Source organism: Photorhabdus aballayi (assembly GCF_026153155.1).
Taxonomy (GTDB): Bacteria; Pseudomonadota; Gammaproteobacteria; order Enterobacterales; family Enterobacteriaceae; genus Photorhabdus; species Photorhabdus luminescens.
The window spans coordinates 15,727-36,591 of record NZ_JAPFCD010000023.1 but is presented as its reverse complement, the minus strand read 5'-3'; the positions used below and the strand labels follow the sequence as shown (position 1 = coordinate 36,591).

The 20,865-nt window shown below is 42.9% G+C and carries 12 protein-coding genes and 1 pseudogene; 7 read left to right on the top strand and 6 right to left on the bottom strand.

What is annotated here, in order from left to right; all coding sequences use genetic code 11:
* Positions 1 to 2: 2 nt before the first annotated feature.
* Both malQ and malP read right to left on the bottom strand, forming a co-directional pair.
* On the bottom strand, positions 3 to 2,075 hold the full coding sequence (malQ, locus tag OO184_RS12960) for a 4-alpha-glucanotransferase (protein ID WP_265379541.1): 2,073 nt from the start codon (positions 2,073 to 2,075) through the stop codon (positions 3 to 5).
* 9 nt (positions 2,076 to 2,084) lie between these two features.
* On the bottom strand, positions 2,085 to 4,487 hold the full coding sequence (gene malP / locus OO184_RS12955; RefSeq protein WP_265379540.1) for a maltodextrin phosphorylase: 2,403 nt from the start codon (positions 4,485 to 4,487) through the stop codon (positions 2,085 to 2,087).
* Positions 4,488 to 5,053: 566 nt separating this feature from the next.
* Between malP and malT the strand changes: the two genes are divergently transcribed.
* Entirely contained in the window at positions 5,054 to 7,768 is a 2,715-nt protein-coding gene (gene malT / locus OO184_RS12950; RefSeq protein WP_265379539.1) for an HTH-type transcriptional regulator MalT, read from the top strand.
* A gap of 8 nt (positions 7,769 to 7,776) precedes the next feature.
* Here the strand turns inward: malT and OO184_RS12945 are convergent, their stop codons facing one another.
* Entirely contained in the window at positions 7,777 to 8,973 is a 1,197-nt protein-coding gene (locus OO184_RS12945; protein ID WP_265379538.1) for a multidrug effflux MFS transporter, read from the bottom strand.
* 646 nt (positions 8,974 to 9,619) lie between these two features.
* On the opposite strand from OO184_RS12945, the gene OO184_RS12940 reads away from it, so the two are divergent.
* Genes OO184_RS12940 through OO184_RS12920 form a run of 5 tightly spaced genes read left to right on the top strand, consistent with a single transcriptional unit; the run spans position 9,620 to position 14,385 of the window.
* Entirely contained in the window at positions 9,620 to 10,870 is a 1,251-nt protein-coding gene (locus OO184_RS12940; protein WP_376712560.1) for a class-III pyridoxal-phosphate-dependent aminotransferase, read from the top strand.
* On the top strand, positions 10,870 to 11,931 hold the full coding sequence (locus tag OO184_RS12935) for a zinc-dependent alcohol dehydrogenase (protein ID WP_265379536.1): 1,062 nt from the start codon (positions 10,870 to 10,872) through the stop codon (positions 11,929 to 11,931). The genes OO184_RS12940 and OO184_RS12935 overlap by 1 nt, the downstream gene beginning before the upstream one ends.
* A gap of 13 nt (positions 11,932 to 11,944) precedes the next feature.
* The gene (locus OO184_RS12930; protein ID WP_265379535.1) at positions 11,945 to 12,577 is read left to right on the top strand and encodes an HAD family hydrolase; all 633 of its coding nucleotides are present in this window, start codon (positions 11,945 to 11,947) and stop codon (positions 12,575 to 12,577) included.
* A gap of 60 nt (positions 12,578 to 12,637) precedes the next feature.
* Positions 12,638 to 13,789, top strand: coding sequence for an MFS transporter (locus OO184_RS12925; RefSeq protein ID WP_265379534.1), 1,152 nt, complete (start codon positions 12,638 to 12,640; stop codon positions 13,787 to 13,789).
* A gap of 14 nt (positions 13,790 to 13,803) precedes the next feature.
* Entirely contained in the window at positions 13,804 to 14,385 is a 582-nt protein-coding gene (locus tag OO184_RS12920; RefSeq protein ID WP_265379533.1) for a DUF1349 domain-containing protein, read from the top strand.
* A gap of 240 nt (positions 14,386 to 14,625) precedes the next feature.
* Here the strand turns inward: OO184_RS12920 and OO184_RS12915 are convergent, their stop codons facing one another.
* Together OO184_RS12915 and OO184_RS12910 are read right to left on the bottom strand one after the other, a co-directional pair.
* Complete coding sequence (locus OO184_RS12915) at positions 14,626 to 16,548, bottom strand: hypothetical protein (RefSeq protein WP_265379532.1); 1,923 nt, start codon at positions 16,546 to 16,548, stop codon at positions 14,626 to 14,628.
* A 12-nt stretch (positions 16,549 to 16,560) separates the two neighbouring features.
* Positions 16,561 to 19,152 (bottom strand): DUF8727 domain-containing protein, encoded by a 2,592-nt coding sequence (locus OO184_RS12910; RefSeq protein ID WP_265379531.1) that lies wholly within the window; start codon positions 19,150 to 19,152, stop codon positions 16,561 to 16,563.
* Between the two features lie 133 nt (positions 19,153 to 19,285).
* Between OO184_RS12910 and OO184_RS12905 the strand changes: the two are divergent.
* Positions 19,286 to 20,161, top strand: a pseudogene (locus tag OO184_RS12905) (IS982 family transposase).
* 25 nt (positions 20,162 to 20,186) lie between these two features.
* Here the strand turns inward: OO184_RS12905 and OO184_RS12900 are convergent.
* Positions 20,187 to 20,672, bottom strand: coding sequence for a hypothetical protein (locus OO184_RS12900; protein WP_265379530.1), 486 nt, complete (start codon positions 20,670 to 20,672; stop codon positions 20,187 to 20,189).
* Positions 20,673 to 20,865 lie beyond the last annotated feature (193 nt).

Sequence of the window (20,865 nt, the reverse complement as noted above, 5' to 3'; positions counted from 1 at the left end):
TCTCATGCTTTTTTACGGCATCTATCCACATCTTTCAGTAATTGGTTGACATGATCATCATCGAACAAGGCTTCCAATGTGGTATTCAGTTTACGCCGCCAGTTAGGGTATTCCATTATCGTACCTGGAATATTGACCGGTTTATCCATATCCAACCAATCTTCGGGCTGCAACCCTAACAGCGCGCAGGCACTGTGGGCAATGTAACGATGTAACCCTTGGTTTATTACCGGTGACATGGCAACCTCTTTTGCTGTGTCACCGATATGTTCCGGGATACAGCCGTAGCGATGTAAGCCTGCTAATAACCCTTGTTTGCTAGCTTGACGGTCGGTATGTAACCCTTGCAGCAGGTTTTTATCAGGATATAGCTTGAGTGATTCCCCAAGTGTCAAGTCGTCGCTTTGCCAAAATCCACGCAAGGTAGGTAAATCATGCGTGGTGATGGTCGCCATTGCTTGTATCGGGTAATCCTCCGGTGCACGGTATTCCCCATTGCCATGACGCTCAAAGTAGAGCACTTTATAAGAATAGACTCCGCCATCGCGCAGTTTGCTCACAATTTCTTCCGGCACAATACCCAAATCTTCACCAATGACCAGACAGCGATGGCGTTGACTTTCTAATGCCAGAATTGCCATCAGATCATCAACTGGGTAGTGTACATATGCTCCTTTATCGGCAGTTTCACCATAGGGAATCCACCAAAGCCTGAGCATCGACATAACGTGGTCAATGCGTAGCGCACCGCAGTGAGTCATATTTGTGTGTAGCAGATTAATAAACGGTTGGTAAGCTTGGGCTTGCAGAACATGAGGATTCATTGGCGGTAGGCCCCAGTTTTGACCCAGTGGTCCCAGAGCATCCGGTGGCGCTCCCACTGATGCTTTGGTGCAGTAGACCTCCCGATTGCACCAAGTTTCCGATCCTCCTTCGGCCACGCCAACGGCTAAATCACGGTAAATGCCAATGGGCATGCCGCTTGTTTGGCTTTGAGCCAAGCAGTCTGCAAGTTGAGTATCGGCCAGCCATTGTAACCAGAGGAAAAATTCCACTTCCTGCGGGTGAGATTGGCAAAATGTTTGTACTGCTTCACCATGCGGATCGCGATACTTTTCCGGCCATACCGGCCAGCCCCAACAAGAGTTATCTTCAACATATAGCTGGCAATGCAGAGCATCATAGGCGGCTTGATAGTAGAGACATTCGCCACCCTGAATGACAAATTGGCGGAAAGAAATTTTTGGCGAATCATGTTCTGAGCGGGTGCTGAATTGTTGATGAGCCAGACGCAATGCTGCCATTTTCAACGCCATAACTGTGGTGTAATCCACCCATTCCGCGTTGCGGGCATCTTGTAACATGCGTTGAGTGGTTGCTTCTTGCCACCATCTTTGTGCTTCTTCACTGTGTTTGAAATCCTCAACCTGATTAACATCAATGTAAATCACATTAAGCCAGTTGCGTGAAGAGGGGCTGTATGGACTGGCGCTTTCTGGCATGGTTGGATGCAGTGCATGCAATGGGTTCAACCCGATGAAGGCGCCTCCGCGTTCTGCTATCTCTTTCAGCATGTGTTTCAGGTCGCCAAAATCGCCGATTCCCCAGTTGTTTTCTGAACGCAGAGTATAGAGCTGCACACAGGCGCCCCAGAGTTTTTCTCCCCTGAGCAAAGCATCTGGTTCGTAGCAGCGTTTGGGCGCCACGATAATCTGCATAGACCAGCATTGGTTTTCTTGTATCAAAGTGAGGCGATGGTATCCCAAAGCGAGCGTGTCAGGCAGCGTTAGCTGACGGCAGCAATATCCTTGAAATTTCTCTCCTTGCTCAGTTTGTATCTGCCATTGATAGTGTTCTTCATCTTTCAGAGTGAGAGTGAAGCGTTCACCTTGAGTAAAAACTTTTACTGTCGGCAAGGGTGAAACCGGCGCGTTGGCCGGTTTGTTTACGCTTATCGCATCCAACAAGCGATGTCGGGTTTCCGTTGGAATCGCTTGCGGCTTGCCATAAGCATTAATGTAGCTGGCGACAATGCCAGCCTCGGTCGCTAAATGATCGAGGCTCTTCTCCTCCATGATTTTTCCTTATCGGTTTGCTTGCCAGATGCGCTGTTGATAATCACGGATTGTTCGGTCAGAGCTGAACATGCCCATTCGAGCGGTGTTCAGGATGGCGCTACGTGTCCAATGTTGAGTATCGCGGTACAAGATATCGATCCGTTTATGTGCATCACAATAGGAGGCAAAATCAGCTAGCACCAGATAAGGATCGCCACCTTCAATCAAACTATGCAGCAGCATATCGAATGCTCGCTTATCGCTATAGCTGAACTCGCCGCTAGCCAGCGCCTTGAGGATGTTGTCCAGGTGCTGATTTTCTTGGAGTAGTTTCAGTGGGTCATAACCGGCAGCTTTTAAGGCTTTCACTTCTTCTACGGTATGTCCGAAAATGAAGATGTGGTCATCTCCTACCTGTTCGGCAATTTCAACATTTGCTCCGTCTAATGTGCCGATAGTCAGCGCGCCATTCAGTGCCAGTTTCATGTTGCCGGTACCGGAAGCTTCTTTGCCGGCTGTGGAGATTTGTTCTGAAACATCGGCAGCCGGTATCATGAGTTCTGCGACAGAAACTTTGTAATCGGGGATAAAAGCGATCTTGATGCGATCACGAACGATCGGATCGTTGTTAATTTTCTCCGCAGCCTGATTGATCGCAGAGATAATGTTTTTTGCCAGATAGTAGCCAGGCGCGGCTTTTGCGCCAAACAGGAATACACGTGGCACGATATCCAGCGCCGGATTTTCCTGAATTTGTTTATAGAGCGATAGGATATGCAACAGGTTCAGATGCTGACGTTTATATTCATGCAAGCGTTTAATTTGCACATCAAAAATGGCGTTTGGATCTAGCTTGAGCCCCATCACTTTATTAACGTAATTGGATAACAGGATCTTATTGCCTTGTTTGATAGCTCGGTACTCTTCGCGGAAAGCGGCGTCATCTGCATAGGGTTCGAGTGCCTTAAGGGCATCAAGATCGTTAACCCATTCGCGATTAAGCGTCCGGTCAAGCAGTCCTGACAGTGCCGGGTTACACTGTTTGAGCCAGCGACGTGGGGTAACGCCATTGGTCACGTTGAGAAACTTATTCGGCCATAGTTGATGGTATTCAGGAAACAGATCCTTAACGATGAGCTGTGAATGCAGCGCGGCTACCCCGTTTACGGCAAAGCCCGCGACGACGCAAAGATTCGCCATCCGTATCTGATGGTCATAATGTACAGCTAATTTTTCCCATACGGCTTGATCGCTAGGCCAGGCTGTATCCACCAGCTTTTTAAACCGGTAGTTAATTTCTTTAATGATGCTGTAATGGCGTGGCAGCAAGTGGCTGACCAGATCCTCATCCCAGCGTTCCAAACCTTCTGGCATCAGGGTGTGGTTGGTATAGGCAAAAGTATGGCTGGTTATCTCCCATGCGGTTTCCCAACTCATCAGGTGTTTATCCAGCAGAATGCGCATCATTTCAGGGATGGCAATCGTTGGATGGGTATCGTTAAGCTGGATAACTTCATACTTAGGCAGATCTTCTATTTTGCGGCCCGCCAGATGATGGCGACGCAGGATATCTGCGACGGAGCAGGCGCACTGGAAATATTGTTGCATCAGGCGCAGGCGTTTGCCTTCTTGATGATTATCATTCGGATAGAGAACTTTTGTTAACTTAGCGGCGTCAACACCTTGCTGCTCCGCCGCCAGAAACTGTCCGGCGTTGAATTTGTCGAGATCAAATGGCGCAGCATGGGTTGCTTGCCACAGGCGTAATGGTTGAGTAACACCATTGCGATAACCAATGACCGGTAGATCCCAAGCTTCTCCAATCAAGGTGAATTCAGGCGCCCAGGTTTCGCGTCCATCATCTGTTATGACGATTTTGCCGCCAAAATTAACCTCAACATCTAACTGAGCGTTGTGACGGAACCAAGGATAGGATTCTCGTTCCCAATTGTCTGGTTCTTCAATTTGTTGCCCTTGTTCAAAGGATTGGCGGAACAGGCCGTATTGATAATTCAGACCATAGCCAATTGCTGACTGACCGACGGTTGCCATAGAGTCTAGAAAACAGGCGGCAAGCCGTCCCAATCCACCGTTGCCTAAAGCAGGGTCGGTTTCCTGTTCCAGAAGATCGCTTAGAATGATATTTTCTTCTGCCAGGTAAGCCTGAACGTCTTCATACCAACCAAGGTTAAGCAGATTGCTTGCGGTCAAACGGCCAATCAGAAACTCCATAGAGATGTAGTTCACATGGCGTTGTTGGTCGGTATGGTTGATGACAGGGCATGCGGGCAACAATTCTGACAGCGCTGCGCTAACGGCTTGCCACCATTGATGTTGGGTCATTTCCTGTGCTGAACCGAGGCCAAAGCGCTGCCATTGACGTGTCAGCGCAGCCTGAAACTGGGCTTTATCTAATCTTGACTGTTGCATGGAGTCTTCATCCTGTAACTGAAAAGGAAAATTTAGACACTATGCTGAATGCTCTCAGGATCTAAAGCATCATCCTGGAGAGGTATTAGTCAGGGAGGAGTAGAAGGGCGTAGCCAATAACCTTATTTCGCATCATTTTTGCGCCCGTTGAGTCCACTTTCTTGTTGAGAACTGATGAGGTGAATTTGCCAATCGCTTCCAAAACTTATACGTAGAAAATGGAATTTGCTATTCAGGAATGTGATAGGGTGCGCAACTTAATGCTATGGGGTTCGCAAACATATTTGCAAAAGCCATCTATTTCACTAAATTTGGTTGGGCTGATTGATGACGTTATTACGGACCGTGAAATAAATCATCTATATCCGTTATCTTTCAAGTTGCCTCTTTGTTGGCTGCACTCGCTCACCCCGGTCACATAGTTATGTTATCTATGCTCCCGGGGATTCGCTCCCTTGCCGTCGCGATGCATCTTGAAATCCATAGGGTATAATTAATATTACTCATGGTTTCGGCGCAGGTTTCACTTATTGCTTCTTATTTGAGCACGGAAATTACGGAAATTAATGCTTATCCCATCAAAACTGAGTCGTCCTGTTCGTCTGAATAATACGGTCTTGCGTAAACGCCTGTTAGTCAGACTGAATGAGTCGTCTAACTATCGTCTTGTGCTAATAACTAGCCCCGCTGGTTACGGCAAAACCACATTGGTCTCTCAGTGGGCTGCCGGGCAGGATAGTCTGGGATGGTATTCTTTGGATGAGAGCGACAATCAGCCGGAACGTTTTGCCAGCTATCTTATCGCGGCGTTGCAGCAGGCGACGCAGGGACACTGTGTTAAAAGTGAAGTGTTGGCCCAAAAACATCAATATGCCAATTTACCCGCGCTTTTCGCTCAATTATTTATTGAACTGAGTGAGTGGCGGCGGCCCATTTTCCTGGTGATTGATGATTACCATTTGATTGTAAATAACATTATTCATGAGGCGATGCGGTTTTTCCTGCGTCACCAGCCTGAGAATCTGACGTTAACCATCTTGTCGCGTAATCTGCCTTCTCTTGGGGTGGCTAATCTGCGCGTGCGTGAGCAATTGCTGGAAATTGACAGTCAGCAATTGGCTTTTGATTATCAAGAAACGCAGCAATTTTTTGATAAACGTTTAACCACATCCCTTGATGCCGACGATTGTAAGCGCCTATGCAATGAAGTTGCGGGTTGGGCAACGGCGCTCCAGCTTATCGCGCTTTCAGCGCGGCAGTCGTGTGATGCCGCTGAACTATCGGCTAAACGCTTGTCGGGCATTAATGCCAGCCATCTTTCCGATTATTTGGTGGATGAGGTACTCAATCAGGTGGATAGTTCAACGCGCGAATTTTTGTTGCGCAGCTCTATCTTACGCTCCATGAATGATGGTTTGATTGTTCGTCTAACCGGCGAAGAGAATGGTCAGCAGCGTCTCGAAGAAATCGAACGTCAAGGGTTGTTTATCCAGCGTATGGATGACTCTGGCGAATGGTTTAACTTTCATCCGCTTTTTGCTTCATTTCTACGTCAACGCTGTCAGTGGGAAATGGCGTTGCAATTGCCGGAGTTGCACCGTGCAGCCGCAGAAGGTTGGCTGGCGCAGGGGTATCCGGGCGAGGCGATTCATCATGCTTTAGCAGCGGGTGATACTACCATGCTACGCGATATTTTGTTGCAGCATGCTTGGTCGCTGTTTAACCATAGTGAATTATCGCTGTTAGAAGAGTGTATGAATGCGCTGCCTTATGAGCAGCTATTGGAGAGTCCGCGTCTGGTGCTGCTCCAGGCTTGGCTGGCCCAAAGCCAACATCGTTATTCAGAGGTCAATACACTGTTAAATCAGGCGGAACAGGCGCTACAACAGAAACAAATCGCGATTGAATCGGATCTACTGGCTGAGTTTGACGCTTTACGAGCTCAGGTGGCGATGAACAGCGGCAAGCCGGAGATGGCGGATAAGTTGGCGAAACAAGCTTTGGCGGCACTGCTTCCTCAGAATGAATACAGTTGTATTGTTGCGACTTCCGTGGAAGGCGAAGTATTGCATTGTAGAGGTGAGTTGGCTGATGCCTTGACGCGGATGCAACAAACTGAGCAGCTTGCGCGTCGTTTCCATGTTCACCACTATGCGTTGTGGGCGCTGTTGCAGCAAAGTGAGATTTTACTGGCTCAGGGATATTTGCAGACGGCTTATGAGACGCAGAACAAAGCATTTGAATTGATTCGTGAACAGCATTTGGAACAGTTGCCGATGCATGAATTTTTGTTGCGTATTCGTTCACAGCTTTTGTGGTGCTGGTCTCGTCTTGATGAAGCCGAAGATGCAGCGCGTCGTGGGTTGGAAGTGTTGTCTAACTTCCAACCTCAACAGCAGTTGCAGTGTCTAACCCAGTTGGCTAAATGCTCTTTGACCAGAGGAGATATTGATAACGCTCGCCGTTATCTGGCGCGTTGTGAAAACCTGTTAAATAATGGGCAGTATCACAGAGACTGGCGCACGAATACTGACAAACTGCGAGTCATCATTTGGCAGAATATGGACGACAAAAGCGCCGCTATTCGGTGGTTGGCGCAGACTGAGCGGCCAGAAAGCGTCAGTAATCATTTTAATCAGGGCCAGTGGCGCAATATTGCTCGTGCTCAGATTCTGCTTGGTTTGTATGATGAGGCTGAGTCCATTTTGGATACACTGAATCAACATGCGAGAAAATTGCAATTAATTAGCGATCTGAACCGTAATTTACTGTTGTGTAACTTGCTTTACTGGCATATCGGACGCAAAAGCGAAGCGCAGAGTGCGCTCATTGAGGCATTGTCTCTGGCTAACCGCACAGGATTTATCAGCCATTTTGTCATTGAAGGTGAGTTGATGGCCCAACAGTTACGTCAACTTATTCAGCTCAATACCTTGTCTGAACTGGAGTTGCATCGGGCGCAGCGTATTTTGCGGGATGTCAACCGTCAACATCGTCATAAATTCGCCCATTTTGATGAAAGTTTTGTCACACAGTTGCTAACGCATCCTGATGTTCCAGAGCTTATTCGCAATAGTCCGCTTACGCAGCGTGAGTGGCAAGTGTTGGGATTAATTTACTCAGGCTATAGCAACGATCAGATTGCCGCAGAGTTAGATGTAGCGACGACAACGATCAAGACGCATATACGGAATCTGTATCAGAAGCTAGGGATTGCGAATCGCCAGGAGGCGATTCAGCAAGCACAGCAACTGATGCAGATGATGGGATTAGGTGTTTGACGGATATTTTAAGATCCTAGTGAAACTACCCGTCCTTTCAGGTTACGACTGACTATGTGTGCTGACAGGATTAGCGTGGTGCCGAGTAGCATGACTAACACGAGTGACTGTTTGAGCGCAAAGGGTAACGCCATAGCGATGAGCGATAGGGCGGAGCCGATAGCCATCTGGACGAATCCTATCAGTGCGGAAGCGACGCCGGCTTCGTCAGAATAAGGTTCCAGTGCATAACTGGTCGCAGGCCCCATAACGAATGCCATACCTGTGCAGGCTAAAGAAACCGGCAACATATAGCTTAACCAGTGATAGCTGACGGCGTTTGGCAGCAAGTGGATACCAGAAAACAGAGCCAGGCTAGCCAGCGCCATTAGAATTGCGCCTAACAGCAGGCAGGAAGGGCGGCCAATTCGGGGAATGATTTTCGTTGCGGTTAGGAAGGCGATCATCGTCCAGAATCCGTTGCCGCCAAAAATTAATGAAAATGCTAACGGCGAAACATGGCCTTCGATCATCAGTACTGTTGGCGCAAATGACACATAGGTAACGACTATTCCCATAACGCCGGCATTAACTAAGGCAAAATGCATAAACTGGGCGTTGCTAAGGATTTGAAAGTATTGTTTCAGCGGTAGCCCGCGAATTGGTTTGGTGTTGGCAGGGCGCGTTTCTGGTAACCAGGTAGCAATTATCAATAGTGTAATAACCGAGTAGCAAGTCAAAAACCAGAATGGCGCGCGCCAGTTGAACATTTCGGCCAGAATACCGCCAAGTAACGGTGCGAGGGCAGGAACGATATTTAGCGTACCGTTAATAAATCCATAGGCTTTGGCCGCCTCATCACCGTTTAGGCGATCACGCACACCACTAATGCAGACGACACTGGTACAGCAGACAGCGCATCCTTGAATAACTCGCGCGGCAATAAAAATTTCGGGAACAGTAGAAAGCGCAGCAATCACAGAACCGATGATATATAAGGTGATACCCGTTAAGGCCACTGGCCGACGGCCGAATTTGTCTACTAGTGGCCCGGCGACTAATTGGCCTAGCCCCATAATTAATAAAAACAAAGAAATCGTTGACTGAATAACTTCATTGTTAACTTTAAAATCCTCGGCGATGGCAGGGACTGTAGGCAGGAATACATCGACGCCCAAAGGTCCAAAAAGCGCCAGGCTAAGTAGTAGAAGAATGTAATTTCGCATGTGTGTTCTTTTGATATTTTAATAAATGGTGGTGGTTTTATTGGCAAATAAGCTCAGTGCAATTAATTTCTTAGTACGACCAAAGATCTTGGATACATCAGAAATCTTGCTGTAGTCGGTGTGTTCAAGGATCGCGCACGGACAGAACCCTTTACTTTTTTTAAAGTCTGAACTTTATACGAGCTATTCACCAGTGTAAACCGACTAGCTTGTGTGGGTATTTTAATGTTAGTTGAGAGTCTGACTATCTTCTTAGTATGAAAAAAGCACACTGTTTCTGACAAATCAGAAATTATCGAGAATCTTTCATGACATTTTATCATCCGTCAGAAAATAACCACGAGAGATATAAATGCTCTTATCATCAGCGCAAAAGTCGGAAGATGAGAGATTTTGGGTACAGTTTTGCAGGATTTCTAACAGAATTTCTTGTCATAACCCGATAGATCAGCAGTTCTGCATGCCATTAGTAAATCATTCAAAATAATAATGTATTTTATACAAAATACTTTAATTTTTTAAATGTTTTTTGGGTTTTTATATGTTCTTTGTTGATCTAAATTAATTTTTAGTAAATATTCTCTTACCTGTTAAAGATTATTGTGCTTTCTTGTAGTTAAAAATGATTAGCTAAGGTAATGAAATGATGGAAAATGGAAAACGGTTTGAAGATATGCTTTCTCGCTTTGTTGGTAACGGTCCTTACTTGGAAATAGATGGTGAAAAGTATATTGATGCAGCTTCGGGAACATTTAACCTTCCACTTGGGTACACTAATCGCAGAATAACAGAAAAATTAAAACAGCAGATCGATAGGTGTACACATCTAAGTTCAGCTTATACCCATGAAATGTCACAATATATTTTGGCTAAATTAGTTAAACATACTCCAGAGGGCATTGATAGAATATGGTTGCGTGATGTTTCCGGTTCTGGGGCAGTTGAATGTGCAATTCGCATCGCGCAAAAAGCAACGGGGCGTTCAGGAGTTATCTCTTTTTTTCTGGCTCATCATGGCCAGTCTTTAGCTACAGCGCAAATTTCTGGTAACGCTTTTAGGATTAAAGATTTCCATGTCAATATTGATGGTTCTTTAAAAATTCCGACCCCTGCTAGCGTCATGTCAGAATTTGAACCGAATACAGAGCATAATCAATATTTTGACTTGGAACAATTTATTCAATTAGGTTCAAATGACAATATTGCTTGTCTTATCATTGAACCTATCCAAGGAAACGGCGGAAATAACGTTTTCCCTGTCGATTTTTTCCGTAAGATCAGAGATATCTGCCATCAACATGACATTATTATTATCGCAGATGAAGTACAAACTGGATTTGGCCGTACCGGGACATTTTTCGCTTCAACCGGTTATGCCAAAGAATTAGAACCCGATATTATTGTTTTCGCTAAAGGCGCTGGTGGTATTGGTATTCCTACCGGTGGTGTGCTGATGCGGAGTTCATTAGATGTATTAGAGTCATTCGAACATTCCAGTACATCAGGCGCTAACCCTCTTTCATTAACAGCGCTCAACGAAATTATCGATATCATCGAAGAAGAACAGGTTCTGGAGAATGTGCAACGTAATGAAGCTTATTTACGTGATGGCTTATTAACATTACAACATAAATACCCAGAAATTACGGGTGTCAGGGGCGTCGGTTATATGTTTGGCTTTGATACGCCATCACCAGAATTTGCAGCACAAGCGATTGCAGTCGCTAATTCTCATAATTTAATCATCCGCGGCTCTCGTTATGGTAAAGGTCGTGCGCTTAAAGTTCGTCCCCCGTTGATTTGTACTCAGGAACATTTAAACGAAATTCTGTATAAGCTTGATCTGACTTTTGCTGATATGACATTAAATATGCTGGATACCAAGGAGGTAGCGTAATGAAAGCACTTAAATTTAATCGGGTGTGGGATGTGCAAATTCAGGATGTTGAACCGTTACGCTGTGTGGAGCCTGATGATGTCGTCGTTGATATTGCGGTGTGTGGCGTTTGTGGTACAGATGTTGGGATTATCACCGGATCTTATCCTGTTGCTATTCCGGGGACCACGCTGGGCCATGAAACAACGGGAGTTGTTACGCAAATAGGGAAGGGGATCACGCGTTTTAATGTGGGTGACCGTGTTGTCATCAATCCAACCTATTCTTGTGGGCATTGTCGGATGTGCCAGACCGGCAGTCCAAATCATTGCGAGAAAAAATTGGGAACCGAAGCGGGGGTTTCCTATGACGGGGCATTTGCTGAGCAATATCTGGCTAAAGAGAGTTCACTGATAAAGCTGGATGATCATGTCAGTATGGAAGAGGCATCACTGACTGAGCCACTCAGTTGTACGCTGACCGGGGTTGATAAACTGGGTATTACTCATACTAATATTCGTGCAGCGGTAGCTGGCGCGGGTCCAATGGGGATGCTCTACATTTGGGCTTTACATGCCAGAGGCGTTAAGGCTTTCATGGTCGAGAAAAACGAAAGTCGTGTTCAATTCGCCAAAGAAAATTTGCCGCCAGAATGTGAGCTATATACTGATTTTGATGAGGCATTGACGCAACAATATGGCGATAAATTAGCGCTTATCGATCTATGTGTGGATACGACCGGGCAGTTAACCGAATATATTTTTGAACATTTGGCGCCTGGCGGAAAATTGTTAAATGTCGCGCTTAAAGATAAGCATGCCAATCTTGATATCTTGAAAATTGCTGATAAGAGCCTTTCAGTGATTGGTTCCATCGATTCTCTGAATAACAGTTTTGAGCGTGCTTATACCATGATCCGTGATGGTGTTATTCCAGCCGGTCGTCTGGTCAGCCAAGTTTTTGATTTTAATGATTACTTGCAGGCTTTTCTCACTGTTGGCTGTGATATTGCGTGCAAAACTCAAAAACCACTGTTTACTCCGAACTGTAAAGTGCTTATCCGTATTTCCGATCTAAAATAATGGAATGTTTCACATGGATAGATTTAATGTGATTTTTGATATCGATGGGGTCATTGTTGACAGTGAACAACTGCACTTTGATGTTCTTTGTGATTTGGCTCCTGACTACACACAGCATATACAACCACAGCAACTTATTGGCCTGAGTTTGGCAGAAACGTTAGATTATATTGGAGTTCCAGCTCAACAGCAGAAAGAGATCACTGCGCAAATCGTCTCGGTTTACAAAGATAAGCTGTCTAAAAGTTACCTACGGCCTGGGATTTCCCGGTTGATAGCGGTTTTACAACAGCACAATATCCCTTTTGGCTTTGTCTCTACTGCGCCGCGGGAAGTGTGTTTGGCAAATATTGGATTACTGGAGTTGAATGAAAGCCCGGCTTTAATCTCGGGTGATGATGTTGCGAGGACGAAACCTCATCCTGATCCCTATCTTGCTATGTTGAAATTGAAGTCTATGGATGTTCATCAGACATTAGTGATTGAAGATACTGATTTGGGGATTACAGCAGCAACGCAGGCAGGTATTCCCTATGTATATGCTTGGCCCCATGCTTTATCAGTTGCGGAACAGTATCAACAGGCAACTCGTATTATCGGGACGCTGACCGATATTCCGCAATTTTCTAAAATTAATTTTGTGTAACTTATATGCCCTCTGTTAGTCATAGCGGAGGGCATTTTATTTATATAGAAGGAACATGAGTTGTCTGATCAGAATATTATCTCTTTGGTAAAACAACCCATTATGGCGACGCGCGCCGCTTTTTTTATTGCTGGTTTTAGTCTTGCAAGTTGGGCTCCTCTTATTCCTTTAGCTAAGGAACGGCTGCAACTTGATAATGGCGCTATGGGGCTGCTAATGTTGGCGTTTGGTATAGGCTCTTTCATCATGATGCCAATGGCTGGCATGTTAGCTGCACGTTTCGGTTGCCGGCAAATTTTCACTTTATGTGCTTTGATCGTGCTAGTGATGTTGCCAGGGTTAAGTATATTACCGACACCGCTAACGTTGGCTTGCGCTTTATTTATCTTTGGCGCAGGTATTGGCGCAATGGATGTTGTGGTCAATATCCATGCTGTCATGGTCGAGAAAATGGCTCGGCGGCCAATTATGTCTGGCTTTCATGCGTTATTTAGTTTGGGCGGGATCGCCGGTGCAGGATCGGTGAGTGCATTATTATCTGTGGGAATATCACCTCTCCAGGTGATGGCAATGGCGGTATTACTGATTATTTTACTGCTACTGCCGGTATGGAATGGGTTATTGAACGAAGCCGAAGCGGGTAATACGCCATTCTTTGCTGTGCCTCATGGGATCGTGATTTTATTGGGCTTTCTCTGTTTTGTCGCCTATATCATGGAAGGATCAATGTTAGACTGGAGCGGTATATTATTAACCAGCGTACATAATATCAGTAGTCATCAGGCGGGTATCGGTTATACCTTGTTCGCTATTGCTATGACATCGGGCCGTTTTCTCGGTGATAAGATCATTGCCCTTTATGGACACCGACGGGTTTTTATCAGCAGTGCTTTATTGGCCACTTCCGGGTTTATCCTTATTTACTCAGCATCAACGGCAATAATGCTAGGGCTTTCTTTCCTGATGATCGGGGCCGGATTATCCAATATAGCGCCAATGCTTTTTACCGCTTCTGGTCAACAGAAAATTATGCCTGATTCACTGGCCGTCGCTGCGGTTTCGACAATGGGATATTCAGGAATTTTGTTGGGACCTGCGCTCATTGGCGGATTAGCGCATATTGTGACATTACACGGCGCTTTTGCTTGTATTGCTTTACTCTCTATTTCCTTATTTGCAGGATATAAATTGATTGATTCTAGCGGAAGATAATAGAGGGAGTTCCTATGGGTTTGTCACAATATCATTGGCTTAATGAACCATCTGATTGGCAATGTGGAAGCGACTGGCTTAATGTCACTACAGATCATAAAACTGACTTTTGGCAACGAACATGGTATGGCTTTGAACGTCATAATGGTCATGTTTTTGGGCGTTATATTGAGGATGATTTCACCTTTCAACTCTGTATTGAAGGCTGTTTTGAACATTTGTACGATCAAGCGGGAGTCATGCTATTAGTCGATGAGAAACATTGGCTGAAAGGCGGAATTGAATATTCTGATGGTCATGCCACGATTGGCAGTGTACTGACACGTAACCATTCTGATTGGTCTATGGGCGTATTTCCTGGAGATTCTAGTAAATTCTGGTTACGTTTGACTCGTGAAGAGGGATATTTAAGACTGCAATATTCCACTGATGGTTTACGGTGGCCATTGTTGAGGTTGTCTCCTTTTTTTGAAGATAAACAACCCGTCTTTGTTGGTGCAATGTGTTGTTCTCCAGAACGGCACGGATTACAGGTGCGATTTTCTGATTTCCAATTGACGCCGCCAATAAAAAAACCATTGCATGATTTAAGTTAGATAGAGCTATTTTCGGAGAATTATCTCTACTGAGACAGGCTTTAAAACACCCGGGGCAATGTGCTTCGGGTGTTATGTATCAAGGTCAGGTGGTTAAACTCTTTCTAGAATAAAACTCGTGAAGTCAGCAGTTGCCTCTTCTGGAAGTTCTATAAATTGGTCTTTCAGCATGTAAACACGTAAAAGTCCTTCTTCATCTGTGTTTAATTAAAGTAGAGCAAATTCTCCCTACATATTTGATTAGTGCAATTGATTACCTAAAATTTCAAGAGGTTCCTGCATAAAGAATGGTAATTGTTTATTATATAGGTGCTCTGTTTTTTTTATGAGTGATTCTTGTTCAATCTGTTGAAATAATTTATCAAGCATTATAGATAAGCGAGCCTCTTCATTGGGTTTTACTCGGATCCCTTCAAGCGAAGGTAATATACTTTCACGCTCTCCGATTGAGTGATACGACGCATAAAAATCTACCTTTTCCGCTTGCCCTTTAGGGTAGAGAGCCCAAACAGCTTGTATTGGTAAACGGCCATAACTACCATCGCTTCTTTTTTGATGTAATCCAAGTAGGTATTTATTAACTAAATCAGGTAATTTTTCACGCTTAATCCAGTAGTCCGATGAGAATTTAGCGTCAAGAATTAATAGTATTGGCTCGGTACTACCCCCAATCCATATGCGTAGTACATAGTCAGGACTTCGGTACTGCCAATCTTTGCCTTGATGTTCGATACAGACATCCACTGGATCACCAGGCTGAGCTTTGTGTTTTGTCCAGATCTTGGGCTCATAAAATAGTTCTATTTCCATTCTTCGTGATTCATGTGAAAAATAGAAGTAATTATTGATTGCATTTATAGGACGTATTTTTTCCTCCCCCCCGAATTTAGCCTCACTGTAATCACGCCAACCTTGTTTGAGTAAATTTGCACCGGTATTTCGTAGTGCTGAAATTAGCTGTGTTAACACAGTAAACTCATATAGTGTACTCAAATGACGTAATCCAAATAGCAAATCCCCTATACCTATTTCTATATTGCCGAATTCATACCATCTAGCAATTTTTTCATATACCTTTAGATAGCTAGGTGTTCGAGCAACAAAAGGGGTTACAGTTGGAGGAATAGGCTTTAAATCTTTAGGTATTTTTACGACTGCATTCAGATTCTTACGCAAAAATCTCACGCGAGATAGTAGACTATCTAAATTTTTTGATAACCCTTCTAAAATAGGAAGTCGGTATTTATTTAAAATATGATCTAAATTTATATATTCGCCAAAATCTGAAATATTATCTTTCGTATTGCTTCCAAGGAAATCAGTTAGCAATACTTTTTTTGCTTTACTTAGTTTTTGTTCAAGATGTGCTAAGTAGGCATGGATAATTCTATTTTCTAGTAAATCTCTATTATGAATAGTTTCTTCCCAGGCTCCTTGTGTGATCTTGGTTGGATAGCCTCTCAATCTCAACGTTTGTTCTTCCTGATGACAAAAATGAATGAATTCTGGATGCTGAGTAAGCCAGGTAACACCCTGCGGTGAATTTGGTAAAGTTTTTTGCTTTATTTGCAATTCAGTCTCCCATTGTTCCCGGACTCTGGATAACAATTCAGGCCATACTGATTCACAAAGCTCTATTCCACTTTGAGCCTCTGCTATTAGACGAGTTATTGAATCTTCATTGCCTTTACCAGTGCTACCATCAACCCTTGAGCGAGAGAAACATAGCGATACTATACTTGCATAATGGGTATATAAATACTTAAGCATACTTTCAGCTAGCTCTGCGTTTACTAAGTTAGCTTGGATATTAACTAAGCTCCTAATCCGAATATCTATTTTTTGAAATGCCAAAATTATTTCGCTTCTACCTACAAAATTATAAAATGGCTTCCCAACGGTTTGATCTTCATCAAACAATACACACCAATTTTGTTTATCATCTATTGATGTAGTTAATGACATCTCATGAACGACGTCACCGATATACAATATTGGAGTTCCAAACTCTAGGGCTTTATCACGTACTATCAGTTGAATTCCTATTTGGGCATCTTCAGGTATTGACCAATCACCATGAATTGCATTCCCTTTACTAATTAATTCGCAAGCGAAACCTTTAAAAGTGCGCCCAGGATTGACCTCAAGGGTTAAATCCAACATTGTTTTTCCTTTTTAAACTACATAGCGATAGCTATTGAGGGCTTCTTCACCTTCTAAAATAATTTTGCGAAGGTGCTTAGCTGACATATTAAGACCATGTTTTTTTAATGCGGAATGCAGGCGCTTCAGTCGTTCAGCAAAACTATCTCCATAGCCGTTTAAACTAGGTAAAACATGTTGAAGAATAGCGCGATCTAGCGCGGTGATTTGGCCTTCGTATTCAACTAATAGAGCTCCAGCCACTTCTACAAAATTAGAAATTAAACGACGTTTGCGGTAAGATATAAGAATTCGTTTTCCTAGCTCTTCATGGTCATCCTCAAGAATACTGGTAATTTCACTCATAATTGAATGAGCTTCACCGGAAAGTCGGGTTCCTTTTCCTTCAAATAAAGATAACCAATCTATCGCAGAAACTGGTTCCATAGTAATGTCCTTTTTAGAGCTAGTATTTTCTAAATATATTTCACTTATTAGGTCATCGAAAGGTATTACTGCCGCACGATCAAGCATTCTTGGTGATAGTGGCTGTACTGTTTCATCACTATTTACTGTGCCTACAAAGCGGATATAATCTGGTACAATAATTCGCTCTTTCTCAGGATAACCCGTAAAAATTTCTCTCCTACTTTCACCGTCAGCTAAATCCAAGAAATTGCTAAAATAGTGTTCTGGGGAGCTTAGGTTCATTTCATCTAAGAGTAGTATAGAAGGCGTTACTTCTTCGGGGTTTTCGTCCTGCATTGTTAATAATAATTCCCAAAGACCCGTTGCTGCTGGTTGATAGGAGCCTGCGAGGCTATTGTAGTATCCCAATATATCGTTTGAAGACATCCACCCTCTTGATACTGAGATTGTGTGCTGTCTGTATCCAAGATTCATAGCTTGGCCTAGTCGCTTAATCAAACTAGTTTTCCCCGTTCCAGGTAAACCGGAACAAATAGTAAACTGGTTTTGTGCTAGCGTAGTTACAAGATTAATTAGTTGCTCAGGATCAAGATGCCTACTATAACTACATAATGCCTTGTCCAATTCCTCAAGGTATTCTTGTTGAGCCTTTACTTTATTCGTTGTGTCCAAGCGATTAGCTTTAGGAGAGCGAAAATCCCATTTAGTTTTGGATGTTTTATTTGGTTGTGTCATAGCTTCGAATCCAGCTTTGATATTGACAAACTGCTCTGTCAATTTCGCAGAAGATTCTTTGATTTGGGTTTTTACATTTTCAAGCGAATTTTCGCTTTCTTGTACCATCCTATCAATAGTACGATATTCGTTTCTTTTTTCTTCTATTGCATCTAGTAACTCTTGATGAGTTTCGTAATTTGAATGTTGTGCTTTCAAGTCTGACAAAAGTAGTTCTCTATTAGCAATTTCTCTCTGGAGTTCAGTATGACGGTCTTTGAGCTCTTGCATCACTTGTTCTTCTAATTCTGTTTTTCTCTTTTCCTCCATTTGACGAAGCTCATTTTCTTTTTCACTTTTCTGCTGTGCTATGGATTTTAGTTCGTCTGAAAGAGATTGTTTTTTATTTTCTAATCGTTCAACTTCAACACGTCTTATATTGGCTTCTTGTTCAATATGTTGAAGATGATTTGCTCTGTACTTTTCATAGAAAGCAGCCTCATTTTTTGTCAAAAATTCATTTAAGAAACGCTGGCCTTCTGGCATTCTCAGTAACTCATCTTTGAGTTTTGTCATATTTGAATCAAATTCAGCAGTTTCGGCAAGTAACCCTACAGTACGTAAATATCTAGGTTGTTCTGTTTTAAATTGACGTCCACTTTTTACATTCTTGCGCAGTACTTCAATACCTTTTTTTGTTAGTCGTCCACCATCTGCTCGGAATATAGAATCTTTTAATAATGGCTCCACATAGTTGAGAATCAAAGTTTCAGCATCTATGATATCAACCTGATCTTTAGGTGTAAGCTTATTGATAAATTGAGTTACATTAGTTAGAAATACCGTCAATCTTTGCCTTAAAGTAACGTCGATGAGTTGCTCTTCGCATAGCTCTCGCTTTAATTTTCCGATCATGTGATCACCCAAGATCTTGCCAGGTAACGGGGTAGTTGGATAACGTAGGTTTACTTTATATCCATCTTCGCCTTGCTCGGTTATATCGTAAGCAAATGGTCCTTGAATAAAATTTTCACCATCTATATTGGTTGAAAGCATAATGAGATTTGTAGAAGGAGTGTGAGCTAAGTGCAAAATTGGTTCATCTGGATTGAAATCATTATGGGCAGATAATACTTCAAGTAGATCTGTATTCTTAATTAGTTGCACTGCTTTATAATAAGCTATATGACTTTGTTGATTAGCTTCGGATTTATTCGCGCGTGTAACCTCCGCGAGTAATAGCTGATGTGGCTCGTATTTTCTTTCTAACTCATCGAATGGGCCTGTAATGAAGACTTTCTCTGTGTCGCAGAAGTGTTCTTCTATGTTTATCGGTGCATATCGTTTGTTACCATTCTCATCTCTGAATTCTTCTATTATTATGTCTAATTTTCCACGAGATTTTTTTTCTGTAGGATCGATCCAGCTTTCGCCTAGTGTACCAATAACATATCGATATTGTTCTGTATATTCTTTGCTCATTTTATTCTTTTCTCTATCTTTATTTCTAACTCTAGTCTAATTAACCCGAATTCTGGATAAGAAATTGACATGAAGTCTGTTCCGGGAGCAGTGTTTTAGTGTATGCCGAAACAGCTCCAAGGAGGAACAGGATATGGACAACTTAGTTGAAATTTTCTGTGATGTCGATGATTTTTGCCGTTTTTTCATCCCTTAATGGGAGCAATTTTGTCTCGATAACTGGCATCGTTTACGCCGCCGAAAAGGTCACATGTATCCCAGTGAAATCATAACCATTTTGATCCTTTTCCATCTGCCACATTACCGGGACTTTGAAAATTTTTATCTAGGACACATTTGTCAATATCACCACAATGATTTTTCCACCTTGCTCAGCTATCTCCGTTTTGTCTGTGTGGCCCCTTCCGTTTTGGCACCACTATGCAGCTATCTGACTAAATTAAAAGGAAAACCCACAGGCATTGCTTTTATTGATTCCACGAGTTTGAGTGTCTGCCATAACATTCGCATTCCCCGGAATAAGGTCTTTGCCGGGATAGAAAAGCGTGGAAAAAATTCAATGGGATGTTTCAAATTACACCGGGTTGTCAATCACTAGGGTGAAATTCTGGCGCTTAAAATCATGGCCGGTAATGTGGATGATCGGGAACCTGTTCGCGAATTAACAACAAAATTAACGGGTTTGCTTTACGGCGATAAAGGTTATCTTAGTCAGGAACTGGCAGACGATTTAGGCAAAACAGGTGTCACTTTTGTCACCTAAAAGCGCCAAAATATGAAAACCCAGCTGCTGGCTGAGTGGGATAAGATAATGTTATCAATGCGTTTCATCATCGAAACGATTAATGGGCAATTAAAAACTATTTCTCAAATAGCGCATTCTCGCCACCGAAGTATAACAGGATTTATGTTGACCGTTTTAGGTGGTTTGATTGCTTATTGCCTTAAATGGAAGAAGCCATCACTGAAAGTTTTCTATTCGGAAGATGATTTTTCGGTGACGGCTTGAACAGAATTCGGATTAAGTTAAATGCTTAGGTTTTCTCTAGAATAAAACCCGTGAAGTCAGCAGTTGCTTCTTCTGGAAGTTCTATAAATTGGTCTTTCAGCATGTAAACACGTAAAAGTCCCTCTTCATCTGTATTTAATTCAACTGAGCCAGTCGTAAAATTGAAGCTATTTACAGTAAAGGATTCAGGGCCAAATGTGCGATTCTGTAAGCCAAAATAAGCGGGCAAGGCCCTTTGTGGTATTTGTTGAGTCGATAAGCGTGCTGTACCCGTCAGTCTATATTTAACGTTAGGTTCCAACCCTGTTATAATTTGATCAATGACACCAGAGCTGGAATAGTTTTGGATGCTAAGAAAGTTAATGCTATTCTCGGATAAGATTTCTACAGTTTCAGGGGTTGGGATTCTCCAGCCATGATATCCTTCGTTAAATGAACCATTAATCAGTTCTTTATTGGCGTTTTTTGCATCAGAATAATCTACTCTATGTAGCATTTTCTTTATATTCATATATTCGTCCTTTTAAATGAATAACAATTAAATTTAATTTTGCTTAATGATTTTTTCCTGTAAACACTTTATCAATAATGAAAAAATATTCAATCATGTTTTTTGATTAAATATTAAGTTTGTGATAATTAATGTGAAAATAAATGAGACGGCTAAATTATTTTGATGGGAATTTATTTTAAAATAATTGAAC